The sequence below is a fragment of the Flavobacterium magnum genome (assembly GCF_003055625.1).
Lineage (GTDB): Bacteria > Bacteroidota > Bacteroidia > Flavobacteriales > Flavobacteriaceae > Flavobacterium > Flavobacterium magnum.
On the sequence record NZ_CP028811.1, the window covers coordinates 3,148,834 to 3,165,423 of the forward strand.

Here is a 16,590-nt window from a genome sequence, read left to right on the forward strand (position 1 = left end):
GTAAAATGAACTTCTTTTTTCCATAACTTCGTTTTGTCCACGCCGAGAATACTCAGTTCCAAAAGCCGCAACTGACGTGAAGCCGCCGGACGTTATGCGTGATTTTTGTTGTGTTGAAAGTTGGAGCTCCGCTCCTAGTTGGTTTTGGGTGATTGGCTTGTGACTACATACGTTTACGTTGTCTTGGGATCTATATTAACGCATAACAGCGGTTTCACGCAATTGCTACTTCCCTTGTAAAATGAACGACCTTTTTCCATAACTTCGTTTTGTCCACGCCGAGAATACTCAGTTCCAAAAGCCGCAACTGACGTGAAGCCGCCGGACGTTAGCTGAAAGGCGCTAGACGCGCCGAAAAAAACAACTTACAATGGATGATTTTCAAAAAATATTAGATGTGAATTTACCATTTGTAAAGCAACTTTTAAATCGAAATGGAGAGTTCTATCCTTTGGCGGCTGCAATAAATTTGGACGGTGAAGTAGAGCAAATTTTACTTGAGGAAGACGAAGATTTTGATATGCCTACATCTGTTACAGTTATTGGCGAACTGAAAAAAGAATTACGATGGAGAAAACTGCAATTAAATGCAATTGCAATTTTTTACGATGTCAAAGCAGGTGGAAAAGATGCGATTGCTGTCGATGTTGAGCATAAAATTGAAAAACAATATCTTACTTTTTACTATCAATATAAACTAGACGATCAAGGTATAGAAATTTTGGAATCCTGGAAATCCCTTAAAAGCGTTGAAATATTTGATTAATTCGCCCTTCAGCTAACAGCGGTTTCACGCAATTGCTGCTTCCCTTGTAAAATGAACTTCTTTTTTCCATAACTTCGTTTTGTCCTGCCGAGAGTACTCAGTTCCAAATGCCGCAACTGACGTGAAGCCGCCGGACGTTGTGCGCAAGCTTTGACCGAAACTGACGAAACAGTATCGAATAGAAATTAGAATCAGCGCGGATAGCATTCATAAAAAAACAAATATCAAGCATTTAAAATTTGTTGTACATAAGCTAAAAAAAATGACTAATGAAAGCAAAATCTATCTTAACTCTCTCCATAACCTCAGTGGTTTTATTCTGTACAGTCTTTTTCAATTTCTCATTTTTTCTAATTTTATTCCCAAACCACGAACCGTATATATCAGTAACCCAACAAATGCGTGAAGCTTTACTTTTTGCAACAATCGTCAGTGTATTACCTTGGTTAATTTATCTTATTTGGAAACGGAATTGGGAAAAGAGCGTTAAAAATTAAGCCTGCGCACAACAGCGGTTTCACGCAATTGCTGCTTGCCTTGTAAAATGAAACATCTTTTTCCATAACTTCGTTTTGTCCAGCCGAGAGTACTCAGTTCCAAAAGCCGCAACTGACGTGAAGCCGCCGGACGTTAGCGGCAATTTATCCAAACCTTATACATACATAAAATGACGGAAAAAGGAATCGAAGTCTTAATTACAATTTTACTTCCGCTTGCTGGTGGTGGAATAGGTTTTCTTCTGAAAAGATATTTAGATAAAAAAAGAGAATTATTCAACGAGAATGCAAGAGAAAGACGACAGGCTTATCAAGATTTTGTAAATATTATAATAGATATCTTTGCTGGTACTAACAATAAAAAGCAAAAAGCTTTTGATATATCAAGACTTTATGATTTTTATAAAAAAAATATACTTTTTGCGCCACCAAATGTCGTAAACGCTTTTAGCAACTATATGCAGTATATTTATATATTTGACAGTAATGATCCTAATCAAAATGCTGAACATATAAAAAAGTTAACCGAAGTTTTAAAGCACATGAGAGCCGATTTGGGACTCAGTAATAAAGATCTTGGAGAACATGGAGAGAAGTTGATGCGCGCTATTATAACAGATTTCGACACACTAATTTAAACTGCCGCTAACAGCGGTTTCACGCAATTGCTGCTTCCCTTGTAAAATGAACCACCTTTTTCCATAACTTCGTTCTGTCCAGCCGAGAGTACTCAGTTCCAAAAGCCGCAACTGACGTGAAGCCGCCGGACGTTAGCAGCAAGCTTTAACCCACGACACGATGAAAAACATTCTGGTAATCTTATCTTCTTTTTTAATCTTTTTTTCATGCAAAAATGCTGAGGACAAAATTGAAATTTATTTATTAAAAGAAAGGATCAGGAGCAGCGAGGGAGTTTCATTGATTGAATATGCAAAAAAACAAAATCTTCCTATTGAAGAAGAGATAACGTCGCAAGCAAAAGCGAATTATGATACATTGAAAAAGCAGTTCATTTATGGTGGGAAATTCGATGTTATTGATAAGGATATTTCCAAAAAACCATTAATAGAAGACAATGAAGTTTTAGGACTTAACTTGTCTAAAAGTGAATTTTTACTCTCAACTTCTGGAGAGAAAAAAATAGAAAGTCTAAAACCTAACATGAAATTTGGAATTCAATTTGTAATCTGTGTCAATAGAAAACCATGCCTTACTGGATATTTTAGAAGTAATATCTCTTCATACATTTATAATTGGAATTACATCGGTTATGATTATTTTAAACATGATGATAAAACTGCTCACGATAAAAATTTTGTGATTAGGCAAAATGCAGGATACGAAAAGTGGAAACCTATTTTGACAAAGATAAATGAATATCCAAGTTTGATTTCGGCGTTAAAAAAAACTAATCGACTCCATCACTAAGCCAGCTGCTAACAGCGGTTTCACGCAATTGCTGCTTCCGTGTAAAATGAACGTTCTTTTTCCATAACTTCGTTCTGTCCAGCCGAGAGTACTCAGTTCCAAAAGCCGCAACTGACGTGAAGCCGCCGGACGTTATATGCCAGCTTATGCGCGATGTACCTAAAATCAACTTCCAAAAAATGAAACGAAGAGTATTTTTTGTCGTTTCGCTTTTTATAGTTTCACTTTTTATAGTTTCACTTTTTATAGTTGCTTCATGCACTGAAAAGAAAGTTGATTTAGGAATTACCAGAAAAACACATAAACCAAGTCCTAATCTTATTTCTTTCGATCTTAAATACAATTTATCCAAAGAAGACAGAACGAACAGAAACTTTACGAAACTTAGTTCAAGAAAGTTCAATCTTGAAATTGACACGATAAAATATACCAGAGATGAGATTTACATTTCTTATTTATCGACAATGACAGGCTGTATTGAGTATGCTGGCGATTTTGATATAAAAGGTGATTCGTTAAATCTAAAATTGATACAGTTGAATAATGTCGTGTGTCCAGAAGTTGAAGTAGCCAGAGTAATCTATAAAATTCGAAATCCTAAGAATATCCAATATAAAATTTCTAAACCTGAATTTGGTAAGTATGGCGAACCAAACCAAAAATAAAGCCGGCATATAACAGCGGCTTCACGCAATTGCTGCTTACCGTGTAAAATGAACTTCTTTTTTCCATAACTTCGTTCGGTCCAGCCGAGAGTACTCAGTTCCAAATGCCGCAACTGACGTGAAGCCGCCGGACGTTACAGGCAATTGCTCCGTGCCCGAAATGACGATTTTCGTAATTGAACGGCTCGGCTTGCGTAATCTCAAATTAACTTCTCTCCTATTTTTCAAAGAGGAACTTTGTGGCTCAGCTTTGAAACCTTAGTCGGGATTTTCTGATCTCCATTTACTTTTCTTCTCGCCGAGAAATCTCTGCGAAGCTCAATCGGGCTGTATTGCTGCTTAAGTCTTTGTCAATTTCTTTGTCTTGAAAAATGCTGAAAATTTCCTTTTCAAAATTCTAAACTTTAACATGGATCTCAAAAAAACTATTGCAGTAGAAATTCTTTGTGGTTACTTTGTGTGATTTTGCGTTTGTGTCGCAACAGCCTGTAACAGCGGTTTCACGCAATTGCTGCTTCCCTTGTAAAATGAACCACCTTTTTCCATAACTTCGTTCTGTCCAGCCGAGAATACTCAGCTTCGAAAGCCGCAACTGACGTGAAGCCGCCGGACGTTAGCCGACATTCAGCCTCGAACGGAACGGAAATCTAGATAAATGATAATTAAAAACTACAGAATTACTTCGATTATAACTGTAATTTTACTAGTGCTGGCTTTAGTAAGTCCTGCGTCTACTGAGCGCTTCAGATACATTGGTGAGTATCGATGGATTTATCATACAGGTTGGATTAGTGGTTATATTTTTCATTTCTTAGCGTTGACATTGTCGGTTTGGAACTCTATTTATATCATGTTTATCTGGAAAGAAAGATTTAATCAAAAAATAATTTGGCTGCTTTTAAGCTTGACTCCAATTTTCTTGTGGATTTATTTCGTTGGATTTATTCTAATTCATTGATACATATTGAACGTCGGCTAACAGCGGTTTCACGCAATTGCTACTCTCCTTGTAAAAGGAACCACCTTTTTCCATAACTTCGTTCTGTCCAGCCGAGAGTAATCAGTTCCAAATGCCGCAACTGACGTGAAGCCGCCGGACGTTATAGCCAATACTAACCAAAATTGCGTAAAAAGACACATTCAAAAAATAATTAATGGGAGCTTGGGGTACAGGAATAAGTTCAAATGATACATTTACCGATATTTATCAGGATTTTTTTGATTTATACAACGACGGATTTTCTGTCATTCAGATAACAGAAAAAATTATTGCAGAAAATCAGGATACAATCGATACAGCTGAAGATTGTAATAATTTCTGGTTTGCATTAGCTAAGGCACAATGGGAATGTAAATCGCTTGACGAAGACATTTTAGCTAGAGTTAAGCAAATTATTAATTCTGGCGATGATTTGAATGTGTGGAAACACTTAGATGCATCACCCAATGATTTAAAGAAAAGAGAAAAAGCATTAAATAGTTTTCTTGAAAAACTTCAAACAGTTAAAGAAAAGCCTAGAAAGCCGCAAAAGAAAAAATTATATGATTCAATCTTTGAAAAAGGCGACTGTTTGACTTACATCATGAATAATGGTAATTATGGTGGCGCATTTGTACTGACTGAGGAAAAACAAACAATAGCTGGTGTAAATTACATCGCCGTAACAACAATTGATAAACCTGAAAAACCTTCTATTGCAGATTTTAAAAAAGCTTATATTTATATTAAGCGTTATAATGATATTAGTTTTGAGGGGACGACTCTAAAAAGTAAGTGGGTTGACCAACCACAAATTGGAAGTTTTTCAGCTTTGATATTTAAAAACCATGGTGTAGAAATCGAAGTCTTAGGAAAACTTCCAATATATAAACAATATGAGCCAAAAAAATACATTGGATTTGGCTGGATTACTTTAAAATCACTTCTTCCTTTTAAAGCTCAATATGCTAAAATAAACGGTGAAGCAAAATCGAAATTGAAATTAAGTCGTTGGACAACGAAGTACTGGCTATAACAGCGGTTTCACGCAATTGCTGCTCACTTTGTAAAATGAACGACCTTTTTCCATAACTTCGTTCTGTCCAGCCGAGAATACTCAGCTCCGAAAGCCGCAACTGACGTGAAGCCGCCGGACGTTATGCGTGATTTTTGTTGTGTTGAAAGTTGGAGCTCCGCTCCTATTTGGTTTTGGGTGATTGGCTTGTGACTACATACGTTTACATTGTCTTGGGATCAATATTAAAACCAACGCATAACAGCGGTTTCACGCAATTGCTGCTTTTCTTGTAAAATGTAACCGCTTTTTCCATAACTTCGTTCTGTCCTGCCGAGAATACTCAGTTCCAAAAGCCGCAACTGACGTGAAGCCGCCGGACGTTACCAGCAATTATGAAACGAACGCACACAATTTTAACTTTTATACTTTTAAGCACTTTTTTAAATGCGCAAGAAAAGACTGTTTCGATAGATGAATTTATCATAAAAGTAAAACCAATTAACTCTATCGAAAACAACAAAATTTGTGACTCCGCAGATTATAAAAGAGACGCGGTCGTTTTAGAATTTGATGTTGTCAATGACGAAGACAAAAAACAATTCGGTAATAAAATATTTGCAATTGCAATATGTGATGAAGTAGCAAGTAATGGAAACAATTCAAAAGAAATTTATGACTTAAAAATCTCTGAAACAAAGTATTATCATTGGGAAATTAAAATATTTAATGAATACTTACTTGATCAAAATATTGGAAAGAAAAAATTTTGGGTAAGAAATTTATCAAGAAAGAAAAATATCTATTGCGGTCCAGGAAAAATATAACTGCTGGTAACAGCGGTTTCACGCAATTGCTGTTTCCCTTGTAAAATGAACTTCTTTTTTCCATAACTTCGTTCTGTCCAGCCGAGAGTACTCAGTTCCAAATGCCGCAACTGACGTGAAGCCGCCGGACGTTATAAGCTATATCACTGCGAACGTGACAAAAAACAACGAAATACCAAACTTTGACCTGAAAAAAACTTCAGTTTCTGAAATTGAAGCTGTACTTTCTAGAATTATTTTAGGTCATTCTCGACCAACAATGAGTATTTCGACAAGTTTTTTTAGAGCAAGAATAGTTACAAATATTGAAGAAAGGGATTTAGAAACTGTAAAATGTATTTATTATCCCGATTGGTCAGAAATAGATTCTTCTTATCAGACTTTTGGTAGATGTAATGATAAAGGACAAAATTTTTTTTACTGTTCAAATTACTTTGAAGCAACTTTAAAAGAGTTAAATCCTAATCACAAAGATTTGGTAATGGTTGGAACTTTCGATCCAAAAATTGAAAACACTAAAATTCGTTGCCAATTTGCAGGCATTGAAACTCTTAAAAGATATTCTCACAGTGATAGTATTTTACAGAATTATCAATACCAAAATGAAAGAGATAGAAATATTGAAAAGTTTATAGGCTCAAAATTCCAAGAAAAAATATTACCTCACAATGATTTTCAATACAAACTGACAATAGCTTTCAGCAACATTCTTTTAAATGACGATGATACTGGTTGTCTAATTTATCCAAGTGTTGCTTCCGGACTAAAGTACTCGAACTACGGAATTAAGCCAAACTATGTTGATGAACTTTTATATTGCACAGGGGTTTACATTTATCGAGTTGAAAAATCAAATTTTGCATATACTCTCATACCATATAAATATTCTTCATACATTCATCATAATCTAAATAACCACAAAACATCAATAATTGATTGGAAAGAAAATAACCGTACCGATAAAGTAAAAAGATACAGCTTATAACAGCGGTTTCACGCAATTGCTGCTTTTCGTGTAAAATGAACTTCTTTTTTCCATAACTTCGTTTGGTCCAGCCGAGAGTACTCAGTTCCAAAAGCCGCAACTGACGTGAAGCCGCCGGACGTTGTGCGACAGCGAAAACCGGTGCGTGAAACCAAAGCGTATAAGAGAATATTATTTGACTAACATGTAACACTATTATGGCTATAAGAAATTACATAGTGATAACTTTCCTAATTTTATTTGTTTTTCGTTCACAAGGACAAACGCAACAAAATAATTCACCTGTAACAAAACAGACAGAAAAGCAAGTTGAAAATCCAATTTATCGATTATTCCCAACTGAAAACTATTGGACTTTTATTAAGTTGGATACCCGAAATGGAAAAATGTGGCAAGTACATTTTACCATAACAGAAGGTGAGTTTGAAGGTGAATTGATTTTAAATTCAGATTCACTTGTATTGACAACAGAGGAGGTAAATGGAAGATTTACACTTTATCCTACAAAGAACATGTATAATTTTATATTACTTGATCAAATGGACGGGAGAACATACCAGGTACAATGGAATAGTGACAAAGAAAAAAGATTTGTCAGCCGTATTTACTAATTTGTTCATTCGGGTAAAGAAATCGCCGATCGCACAACAGCGGTTTCACGCAATTGCTACTTTCCGTGTAAAATGAACGACCTTTTTCCATAACTTCGTTTTGTCCAGCCGAGAGTACTCAGCTTCGAAAGCCGCAACTGACGTGAAGCCGCCGGACGTTACCGGCAAGACTAGCGCGCCGAACTTAAATCAACCATGATGACAGAACTTTACGATACATTTGACAAAGAAAATCACTTAAAACCTAACTTCGATATATCTGAATTTGAAACCTTAGACTCTTGGGATTTTGGCTGGGCGATTTTAGAGCCTATAAATATAGCTGCCGATAAGGAAAGTGAAAAAGAATTGTCAAAAAGATTTTCTCCAGGACAAAAAGCGCTTTACTTCTTTTGGTATCTAGACGGTGAAGTTACAAACGGAGGTTTTATACAATTCTATTGGAATGAAAACCGTAGATACTTACCCGCGATTTTAAAAGGCTTGAAATTAATCGGCGATCAACAAATGGTTAGCCTTGTCGAAAATGCAGATAAAATTTATTCAAAAAATAGAGAGAAATTTGAAGCTGGAAATTCGCAAGAAGATTTTGAAAAACTATATAATGAGTTGAGTGAATTTGAAGATTTAGATTTAAAGTATTTTGAAATGCATGACAACACGATGTCATTGATTGAAAAATATGCGAAACAAAACACAAATGAATTTCTGAACTTAATTTAAGTCCTGCCGGTAACAGCGGTTTCACGCAATTGCTACGTTCCGTGTAAAATGAACTTCTTTTTTCCATAACTTCGTTTTGTCCAGCCGAGAATACTCAGTTCCAAAAGCCGCAACTGACGTGAAGCCGCCGGACGTTAGCGGTAATGCTGCCGCGAACGGGCGAAATCAAAGACATCAACAAAGATAAATCTTAAAAATAAATTATGGAATTACCAATATTCAAATACAATCCAAATGCATACAAGCTGGATATCATTGTGCAAGAAAACATTGTCTGTGAATGTTGTGGAGAAAAGCGTGAATATCGCTACGACGGACCATTTTACGCTGAAGAAGAAATCGAAGATATTTGTCCGTGGTGTATCAAAGATGGAAAAGCATCAGAAAAATTTGACGGAGAATTCCAAGATTCTGCAAGTGTGGATGATGTTGAAAATGAATCGGCAATTATTGAGGTTTCACAACGAACTCCTGGATTTTGTGCGATTCAACAAGAAAATTGGTTAGCGCATTGCGAAGACTTATGTGCTTTTATTGGTTACGCAAAACCAGAGTTAGTTAAACCAATCATTGACGACTTAATCGAGGATATTGAATATAGCGGTTTCGATGTAGATGAAGTTGTCAAAAGCTTAAAAAAAAAAGAACTTGACGGCTACGTATTTCAATGTTTACATTGCGGCAAACACAGAATTTATTTTGACGATTAGCACTACCGCTAACAGCGGTTTCACGCAATTGCTACTTTCCTTTTAAAATGAACTTCTTTTTCCATAACTTCGTTCTGTCTCGCCGAGAATACTCAGTTCCAAATGCCGCAACTGACGTGAAGCCGCCGGACGTTACAGGCAATTGCTCCGTGCCCGAAATGACGATTTTCGTAAATTGAACGGCTCAGCTTGTGTAATCTCAAATTGACTTCTCTCCTACTTTTCAAAGAGCAACTTTGTGGTTCAGCTTTGAAACCTTAGCCGGGATTTTTTTTCAATTACAATTACGTTTCCTCTTGCCGAGAAATCTCAGCGAAGCTCAATTGGGTTGCAATGCTGCTTAAGTCTTTGTCAATTTATTTTATTGAAATTGCGAACGAAAGTTTTCATCAAAACTATATTTCAAAAATCTCAAAATCAATTGCAGTGGAAATTCTTTGTGGTTACTTTGTGTGATTTTGCGCTTGTGTCGCAACAGCCTGTAACAGCGGTTTCACGCAATTGCTGCTTTCTTTGTAAAATGAAACATCTTTTTCCATAACTTCGTTTTGTCCAGCCGAGAGTACTCAGTTCCAAAAGCCGCAACTGACGTGAAGCCGCAGCCGTTATGGGCAATTTCAACCAAAATGAACGCATCAACACTAAATAAAATTCTGAAAGACGGGTCCAAAATTCAGCTATTGAAAACTGAAATTAATGCCGAGGTCTTCGCATATGAAAAACTCATGCAAAAAACCGGCTCAACAATTAGTTTGCATTTTATTGAAGATGAGTCAACATTTTTAAATACTCAAGGCTTATTGAATTTAATTAATCAAACTTTAAACGGCTCTTTAAATAATATAGAACTTGCTTATATATGCGATTGCTTAACATTGGTAGAAAACTTAGAATTTGAAAATAACAAAGTAAAAGAAGTAGTTTTCGAAATTGCAGATCCAGAAATAAACGGAGGTTATAAATCTGTTGAAGAATTGAAATCAATAACTAAATCGCTTCAAATAAAATAAGAGAAACTGCCCATAACAGCGGTTTCACGCAATTGCTACTTTCCTTGTAAAATGAACCACCTTTTTCCATAACTTCGTTCTGTCCAGCCGAGAATACTCAGTTCCAAAAGCCGCAACTGACGTGAAGCCGCCGGACGTTATGTGTGGTCGCTCCGTGCTCCGAATGAACGTATCGCGTATGTTGAGAAGTTCGGCTTGTGTTCGAGTAAATTTCACTTATCCCCTATTTTTCACGGCTCAGCGTTGTGGTTACGTTATGTTAGAGTCGCCGGAAATTTTGTCTTTTTATTTTCGCATCTCCTGGCCGAGAGTTCTCTGCTGGACGCAATCAGGCGCAATAGCTGCGGAAAGTCTTTGTCGATCTTCTTTGCGTTGAAAATGTATTTAAAAAACTTGTTGCGTTGAATTGTGCCAGCCTAACTTTTGAAAAATTCAAAAACTAAAGATGACTTTCTTTGTGGTTACGTTGTGTGATTTGCGAGTGTGTCGCGCCCCACATAACAGCGGTTTCACGCAATTGCTCCTCCTCTTGTAAAATGTAACCGCTTTTTCCATAACTTCGTTCTGTCCAGCCGAGAGTACTCAGTTCCAAAAGCCGCAACTGACGTGAAGCCGCCGGACGTTACCAGCAATTATGGAAAAATCGTTGAAATTAATGTTTATTGTCCTCTTGACGTATGGGTATTCGGCTTACTCACAAAATTCGCTGTCTATAAATCTAATTCATTGTAAAACCGATAACGACAGTAATTTTGGATTTGATGATATTACGATTTATAGAAATGACAGTATATATAAAACATTAAGTTTCAAAGATTTTACATATTTAGAAAATATCGAAAGCGGAATTTACAAAGCAAAATATAAAACTTTTTTTGGTGAAAACGTTTCAAAAGAAATTGTTATTCCAAATAAAGAAGGTAATTCGTCTATATATGAGATGAATCTTTGTATAGATATTATGAGTGATAGTCTAGCCAAAAGAAATTTGAATTTGGCATTTAATCGAATTGAAAATGGTGAGAAAATAAATCTAAAATATACTTTCTCAGGTTGTTTTAATAGTGGAAAAGATTCTCTTGCCATTGTAAAAAAGAAAGGAAATTTGTATTTGATTTACAAAAACAGAAAAAGAAAGATTAAAAGATCTGAATTAGTATTTTTAATCAACTATGAAAAAGAATTAAGAAGTGTTTTACCTGTCACGTTTTCAAGTACTGGAGGAGGCATAAATACACTTGAGTATAATGATGAAATTTATTCACTTCCAGAGCCGTCGTCTTTTTGGTCTGGTTTCGAATATTTAAAGGAAAAACTACGATTGAAATAACTGCTGGTAACAGCGGTTTCACGCAATTGCTGCTTCCCTTGTAAAATGAAACATCTTTTTCCATAACTTCGTTCTGTCCAGCCGAGAGTACTCAGTTCCAAAAGCCGCAACTGACGTGAAGCCGCCGGACGTTACCTGCAAGCGTAAACCGAACTTGAAACAAATGAAGAACCATCTTGAATTGACCGTTGAAAAAATAGACTCATTAATTCGTGACAATCTATTTTTTGACTTTCATGTTTTTAGTTATGATACGAAGAAATTAATTTTAGCTGGAAGTGAGAATCTGACTTACTATCACACTTTAGAAATAATATTTGAGGATGTATTTTTTGTGTCCGGAATTTTTGCACAATTAAAAACTGACAATAAATCAACTGTATTTTCAATTCCAGAAGACCAGCATCTGCTGAATTTAACTTATGAAATCGAGCAAGGATATCATTTGTTTACGTTAAAAGCTGAAGACTTTAAAAGTAATTTCATAATTGCAGCAAAATCAATTTCATTCAATACAGACACGGTTTACTATTACAATAGAAAAGACTTGAAGCCAAACGAAAGAATCGCTTACTTTATAAGTCTCTAGTAACCACACGCCTGCAGGTAACAGCGGTTTCACGCAATTGCTACTTCCCTTGTAAAATGAACTTCTTTTTTCCATAACTTCGTTCTGTCCAGCCGAGAATACTCAGTTCCAAAAGCCGCAACTGACGTGAAGCCGCCGGACGTTATGCGTGATTTTTGTTGTGTTGAAAGTTGGAGCTCCGCTCCTATTTGGTTTTGGGTGATTGGCTTGTGACTACATACGTTTACGTTGTCTTGGGATCAATATTAAAACCAACGCATAACAGCGGTTTCACGCAATTGCTGCTTCATTTGTAAAATGAACTTCTTTTTTCCATAACTTCGTTTTGTCCACGCCGAGAATACTCAGTTCCAAATGCCGCAACTGACGTGAAGCCGCCGGACGTTACCGGAAATCGCAAATGCGAACGGAAGCCTCAGAAATAATATACGTAATAAAATGGAAAAACAACCTGACCTTTTAACGCTACTATTATTACTTTTCATTATTATATTTATATCTATCCCGACGTTTAAATCATTCAGAAAAGGGGATTTCAAAAAGTTAAACTATTGGGAAATGGAAAGGTCGATTGGTTGGCTTATAACCTTGCCCATCATAATAACATTGTTAGTCTACAAAATAATAACTCAATACTTTTAAATACATTATTCTTAAACACATTAAATTTGTTAATAATATTATAGAAACTTAAAGTATAAATTCAATGTTTTGCTCTCTTGAAAAAGTATAAATTTAAGCAGCGACATCCGGTAACAGCGGCTTCACGCAATTGCTACTTTTCTTTTAAAATGTAACTGCTTTTTCCATAACTTCGTTCTGTCTAGCCGAGACTACTCAGTTCCAAAAGCCGCAACTGACGTGAAGCCGCCGGACGTTATGCGAGATTAAACCCAAAATCACGTAAATGACAACATTTGCTAAAAAACTAATTTTATTGACTTTTTTGACTCTATTTATTTCTTGTGCTCAAAAACCTGGAATTAAAAGCGGAAAATATATTGCAAAGGATAATCGCATTTTTTATGAAATAGATTTCGACAACCAAAACAAATCGGTAAAAATTTATATTGCATCTGGAATCTCGCAAAAAAAATCTAATCTCGGCAATTTTAAGATTGAAGACAACAATTTAATTCTTGAAAATGTAGAAAGCGATATATTGCCAAGCACAAGGAAAAAAGAAATTTATGGCGAAATTTTAGCAGATGTGATAATCATTAGCTGCCCTGATTTAAGTAACTATTTTTTTGGTCAAAAAAGAGGCTGTAAATCTGAAAATATTGAATTTGTATATCAAAAACCTTAACCTCGCATAACAGCGGTTTCACGCAATTGCTGCTTCCCTTGTAAAATGAAACATCTTTTTCCATAACTTCGTTTTGTCTAGCCGAGAGTACTCAGCTTCGAAAGCCGCAACTGACGTGAAGCCGCCGGACGTTAGCGGCAATAGTCCCGAGAATCGTTGAAAACAATAGAAATCATGAAAATATCAGTTCGTTTCCTTTTACTTGTATCGTTTCTGATATTTTCCAATTGTAAGGACCCAAGGAATGCAGAGAAAACTAGCAGTGATGCCAAAAATGATGATATCAAATACAAAGCATTTGTTGAATATTTAAAAAGCAAGAATATTAGTATTTGTGAAATCAAAGAAATTAGATTAAAAATTAAGAAAAATGCGAAAAATCTAGCAGACAAAAGATATCCAAATTCAATTGCCCAACATGATAAGTACGTAGAGAGACTAATTGAGAGAAAAATAGACACTGTAATTAATAAATATGGTTTAAAGTCATCTGACTGGAGCAAAGCTTGGATTCTTGCTGACAAATATTGCAAATAAAACTACAGCCGCTAACAGCGGTTTCACGCAATTGCTCCTTCTCTTGTAAAATGAACGACCTTTTTCCATAACTTCGTTTTGTCCAGCCGAGAGTACTCAGTTCCAAAAGCCGCAACTGACGTGAAGCCGCCGGACGTTAGCAGCAACCGCAAAATGAACGAAACGTAAATCAATGAAAGACTTTGAAAATACAATCTTATCATATCTCATAATTACATTTTTATTATATGCCGATTTGTTTTTATACTTCTTAATTAAAGTAACGATTTCTGGGTATTGGTTTGATAGAATATTGTTTTGGATTTGGTTTTGTGCAACTCTTTATTTAGTGAGTGCATTTTGGAAAAGATTATGGATTCGCAGATATTTCTATTTTTTGTGTGCTATTATTTTATTATCTGTATTACCAATGGCAATGCCTTTTGTAGCCATAATTTTATCTTCAACGGGCCAAGGACTATACTACAATAAAAAAATATCAGATAAATATCGATTTGAAGTTATACAATATGGATTTCTAGGTAGACCAGTAATGAATATTGACGAACAAACTTTTCCTTTTGAAAAAGAAATCATCACCTTATTGAACAAAAGTATTCCCGTAGACAGCACGAAAACTATTGACCCGTGGGAAATTAAAAATGTTGATTTTATTGGTGAAAATGATAATTCAATTTTCTTAAATATTTCTAGTGATAAACAACATGCGAAAGTAACATTTACAAAATATACAAAGGAAATTAAGTTGCGATCCCAGTAAAATTGAAGAATTTTTTAATTCAAGCGGCAGCTGCTAACAGCGGTTTCACGCAATTGCTACTTCCCTTGTAAAATGTAACCACTTTTTCCATAACTTCGTTCTGTCCAGCCGAGAATACTCAGTTCCAAATGCCGCAACTGACGTGAAGCCGCCGGACGTTATGCGAGATTATGAAAAACGCCGTATCATACATCATGTTATTACTTCCTATAATTGCAATAGGACAAAGTTGCCACATATACCGCAGCAACGATATAGTTTTATATAATTCTATGCCAAATCCCATTGAGATTGACATTGACAACTTAGGTTGCGGAAAATATTACGTAACAACTGATAACGGCTCGATAAAATCAAATGATTGTAAATATATAGTTTATCCCGAAAAATGTGGCGAAGAAACAATATCCGTTTTTAAAAATAATGGAAAACTAATAACTAAAAAGACCTTTAGAGTCGAGGAAATGATTGTTGAGGCGTATGTAGCCGGTTTTGATGCTGGCGTTACAGAAAAATATATTAAAAATGTTCCCTCTTTTAGCAAGCGATCTGGACTAGAAATAAAGGTTCGCGATCTGGTTTGTTGGGATTCAGGAGCTGGTAACCTAAAATACGAAATGGTTGTTATAAAAAAGACAAATCAAATCATTAGGATACAATCTGAAAAAAGTAAGTTCAGTGAAGAGATTCACAATGAATTAGAAAAACTTGAATCAGGGGATATTCTAATGTTCCACAATATCGTATTTCAATTTGGTAAAAACGAAATACCATTAAAAGACCTTGTGTTCGAAACATTATAACCTCGCATAACAGCGGTTTCACGCAATTGCTGCTTCTCTTGTAAAATGAACCACCTTTTTCCATAACTTCGTTCTGTCCAGCCGAGAGTACTCAGTTCCAAAAGCCGCAACTGACGTGAAGCCGCCGGACGTTGTGCGACATTTTTGGTGCGTCGAAGTAAACCTTACATTATGCTAATGATTATTTTTCTTGTCTTTATAATTTTTCCAATAGTTGTCTCCACTATTTTTAATAAAATTGATTACTCAAAAAAGTGGTTGACTTATTTTGTAAGCGAAATACTTATCGTTCTATCTTTAGTTGCTTTAGATAGGATTTCACTTTCCAATAATACAACTGGCTGCAGTTATCCTTCATTTTTTTTCGCAATACTTGGACTACCATTCGTAATTCTTTATCAGGCCATTTTAAATCGCATAATTATTAAAGAAACTAAATTTTAAAACGTCGCACAACAGCGGTTTCACGCAATTGCTACTTCCTTTGTAAAATGAACGTGCTTTTTCCATAACTTCGTTTTGTCCAGCCGAGAGTACTCAGTTCCAAAAGCCGCAACTGACGTGAAGCCGCCGGACGTTATGCGTGATTTTTGTTGTGTTGAAAGTTGGAGCTCCGCTCCTATTTGGTTTTGGGTGATTGGCTTGTGACTACATACGTTTACGTTGTCTTGGGATCTATATTAAAACCAACGCATAACAGCGGTTTCACGCAATTGCTACTTTTCTTGTAAAATGAACCACCTTTTTCCATAACTTCGTTTTGTCCAGCCGAGAGTACTCAGTTCCAAAAGCCGCAACTGACGTGAAGCCGCCGGACGTTATGCGTGATTTTTGTTGTGTTGAAAGTTGGAGCTCCGCTCCTATTTGGTTTTGGGTGATTGGCTTGTGACTACATACGTTTACGTTGTCTTGGGATCTATATTAAAACCAACGCATAACAGCGGTTTCACGCAATTGCTACTTTTCTTGTAAAATGAACCACCTTTTTCCATAACTTCGTTTTGTCCAGCCGAGAGTACTCAGTTCCAAAAGCCGCAACTGACGTG

The 16,590-nt window shown here is 35.8% G+C and carries 17 protein-coding genes; all 17 read left to right on the forward strand.

Going from position 1 to position 16,590, the window contains the following annotated elements; genetic code table 11:
- The first annotated feature begins 370 nt into the window (after positions 1–370).
- A complete protein-coding gene (locus tag HYN48_RS13585; RefSeq protein ID WP_108372608.1) occupies positions 371–766 on the forward strand; it encodes a hypothetical protein in 396 nt (131 codons plus the stop codon).
- 667 nt (positions 767–1,433) lie between these two features.
- On the forward strand, positions 1,434–1,901 hold the full coding sequence (locus HYN48_RS13590) for a hypothetical protein (protein WP_108372610.1): 468 nt from the start codon (positions 1,434–1,436) through the stop codon (positions 1,899–1,901).
- Positions 1,902–2,061: 160 nt separating this feature from the next.
- Complete coding sequence (locus HYN48_RS13595) at positions 2,062–2,691, forward strand: hypothetical protein (RefSeq protein WP_108372612.1); 630 nt, start codon at positions 2,062–2,064, stop codon at positions 2,689–2,691.
- 179 nt (positions 2,692–2,870) lie between these two features.
- On the forward strand, positions 2,871–3,356 hold the full coding sequence (locus HYN48_RS13600; protein ID WP_146171798.1) for a hypothetical protein: 486 nt from the start codon (positions 2,871–2,873) through the stop codon (positions 3,354–3,356).
- A 1,154-nt stretch (positions 3,357–4,510) separates the two neighbouring features.
- Positions 4,511–5,371 carry a hypothetical protein gene (locus HYN48_RS13605; protein WP_108372617.1) on the forward strand — a complete coding sequence of 287 codons (861 nt, stop codon included), beginning with the start codon at positions 4,511–4,513 and terminating at the stop codon, positions 5,369–5,371.
- 374 nt (positions 5,372–5,745) lie between these two features.
- A complete protein-coding gene (locus HYN48_RS13610) occupies positions 5,746–6,177 on the forward strand; it encodes a hypothetical protein (RefSeq protein ID WP_108372620.1) in 432 nt (143 codons plus the stop codon).
- Positions 6,178–6,331: 154 nt separating this feature from the next.
- Positions 6,332–7,162 carry a hypothetical protein gene (locus tag HYN48_RS13615; protein ID WP_146171799.1) on the forward strand — a complete coding sequence of 277 codons (831 nt, stop codon included), beginning with the start codon at positions 6,332–6,334 and terminating at the stop codon, positions 7,160–7,162.
- A 197-nt stretch (positions 7,163–7,359) separates the two neighbouring features.
- Complete coding sequence (locus tag HYN48_RS13620) at positions 7,360–7,773, forward strand: hypothetical protein (protein WP_108372624.1); 414 nt, start codon at positions 7,360–7,362, stop codon at positions 7,771–7,773.
- A 195-nt stretch (positions 7,774–7,968) separates the two neighbouring features.
- Positions 7,969–8,496 (forward strand): DMP19 family protein, encoded by a 528-nt coding sequence (locus HYN48_RS13625; RefSeq protein ID WP_108372626.1) that lies wholly within the window; start codon positions 7,969–7,971, stop codon positions 8,494–8,496.
- 203 nt (positions 8,497–8,699) lie between these two features.
- The gene (locus HYN48_RS13630; protein WP_108372628.1) at positions 8,700–9,206 is read left to right on the forward strand and encodes a CbrC family protein; all 507 of its coding nucleotides are present in this window, start codon (positions 8,700–8,702) and stop codon (positions 9,204–9,206) included.
- A gap of 680 nt (positions 9,207–9,886) precedes the next feature.
- On the forward strand, positions 9,887–10,216 hold the full coding sequence (locus HYN48_RS13635) for a hypothetical protein (RefSeq protein ID WP_146171800.1): 330 nt from the start codon (positions 9,887–9,889) through the stop codon (positions 10,214–10,216).
- A gap of 634 nt (positions 10,217–10,850) precedes the next feature.
- A complete protein-coding gene (locus HYN48_RS13640; protein ID WP_146171801.1) occupies positions 10,851–11,546 on the forward strand; it encodes a hypothetical protein in 696 nt (231 codons plus the stop codon).
- 163 nt (positions 11,547–11,709) lie between these two features.
- Positions 11,710–12,135 (forward strand): hypothetical protein, encoded by a 426-nt coding sequence (locus HYN48_RS13645; protein WP_108372634.1) that lies wholly within the window; start codon positions 11,710–11,712, stop codon positions 12,133–12,135.
- Positions 12,136–13,042: 907 nt separating this feature from the next.
- A complete protein-coding gene (locus tag HYN48_RS13650; protein ID WP_146171802.1) occupies positions 13,043–13,444 on the forward strand; it encodes a hypothetical protein in 402 nt (133 codons plus the stop codon).
- Between the two features lie 174 nt (positions 13,445–13,618).
- Positions 13,619–13,981, forward strand: coding sequence for a hypothetical protein (locus HYN48_RS13655; protein WP_108372638.1), 363 nt, complete (start codon positions 13,619–13,621; stop codon positions 13,979–13,981).
- Between the two features lie 172 nt (positions 13,982–14,153).
- Entirely contained in the window at positions 14,154–14,741 is a 588-nt protein-coding gene (locus HYN48_RS15205) for a hypothetical protein (protein ID WP_146171803.1), read from the forward strand.
- Between the two features lie 170 nt (positions 14,742–14,911).
- On the forward strand, positions 14,912–15,544 hold the full coding sequence (locus HYN48_RS13665) for a GldM family protein (protein WP_108372642.1): 633 nt from the start codon (positions 14,912–14,914) through the stop codon (positions 15,542–15,544).
- Positions 15,545–16,590 lie beyond the last annotated feature (1,046 nt).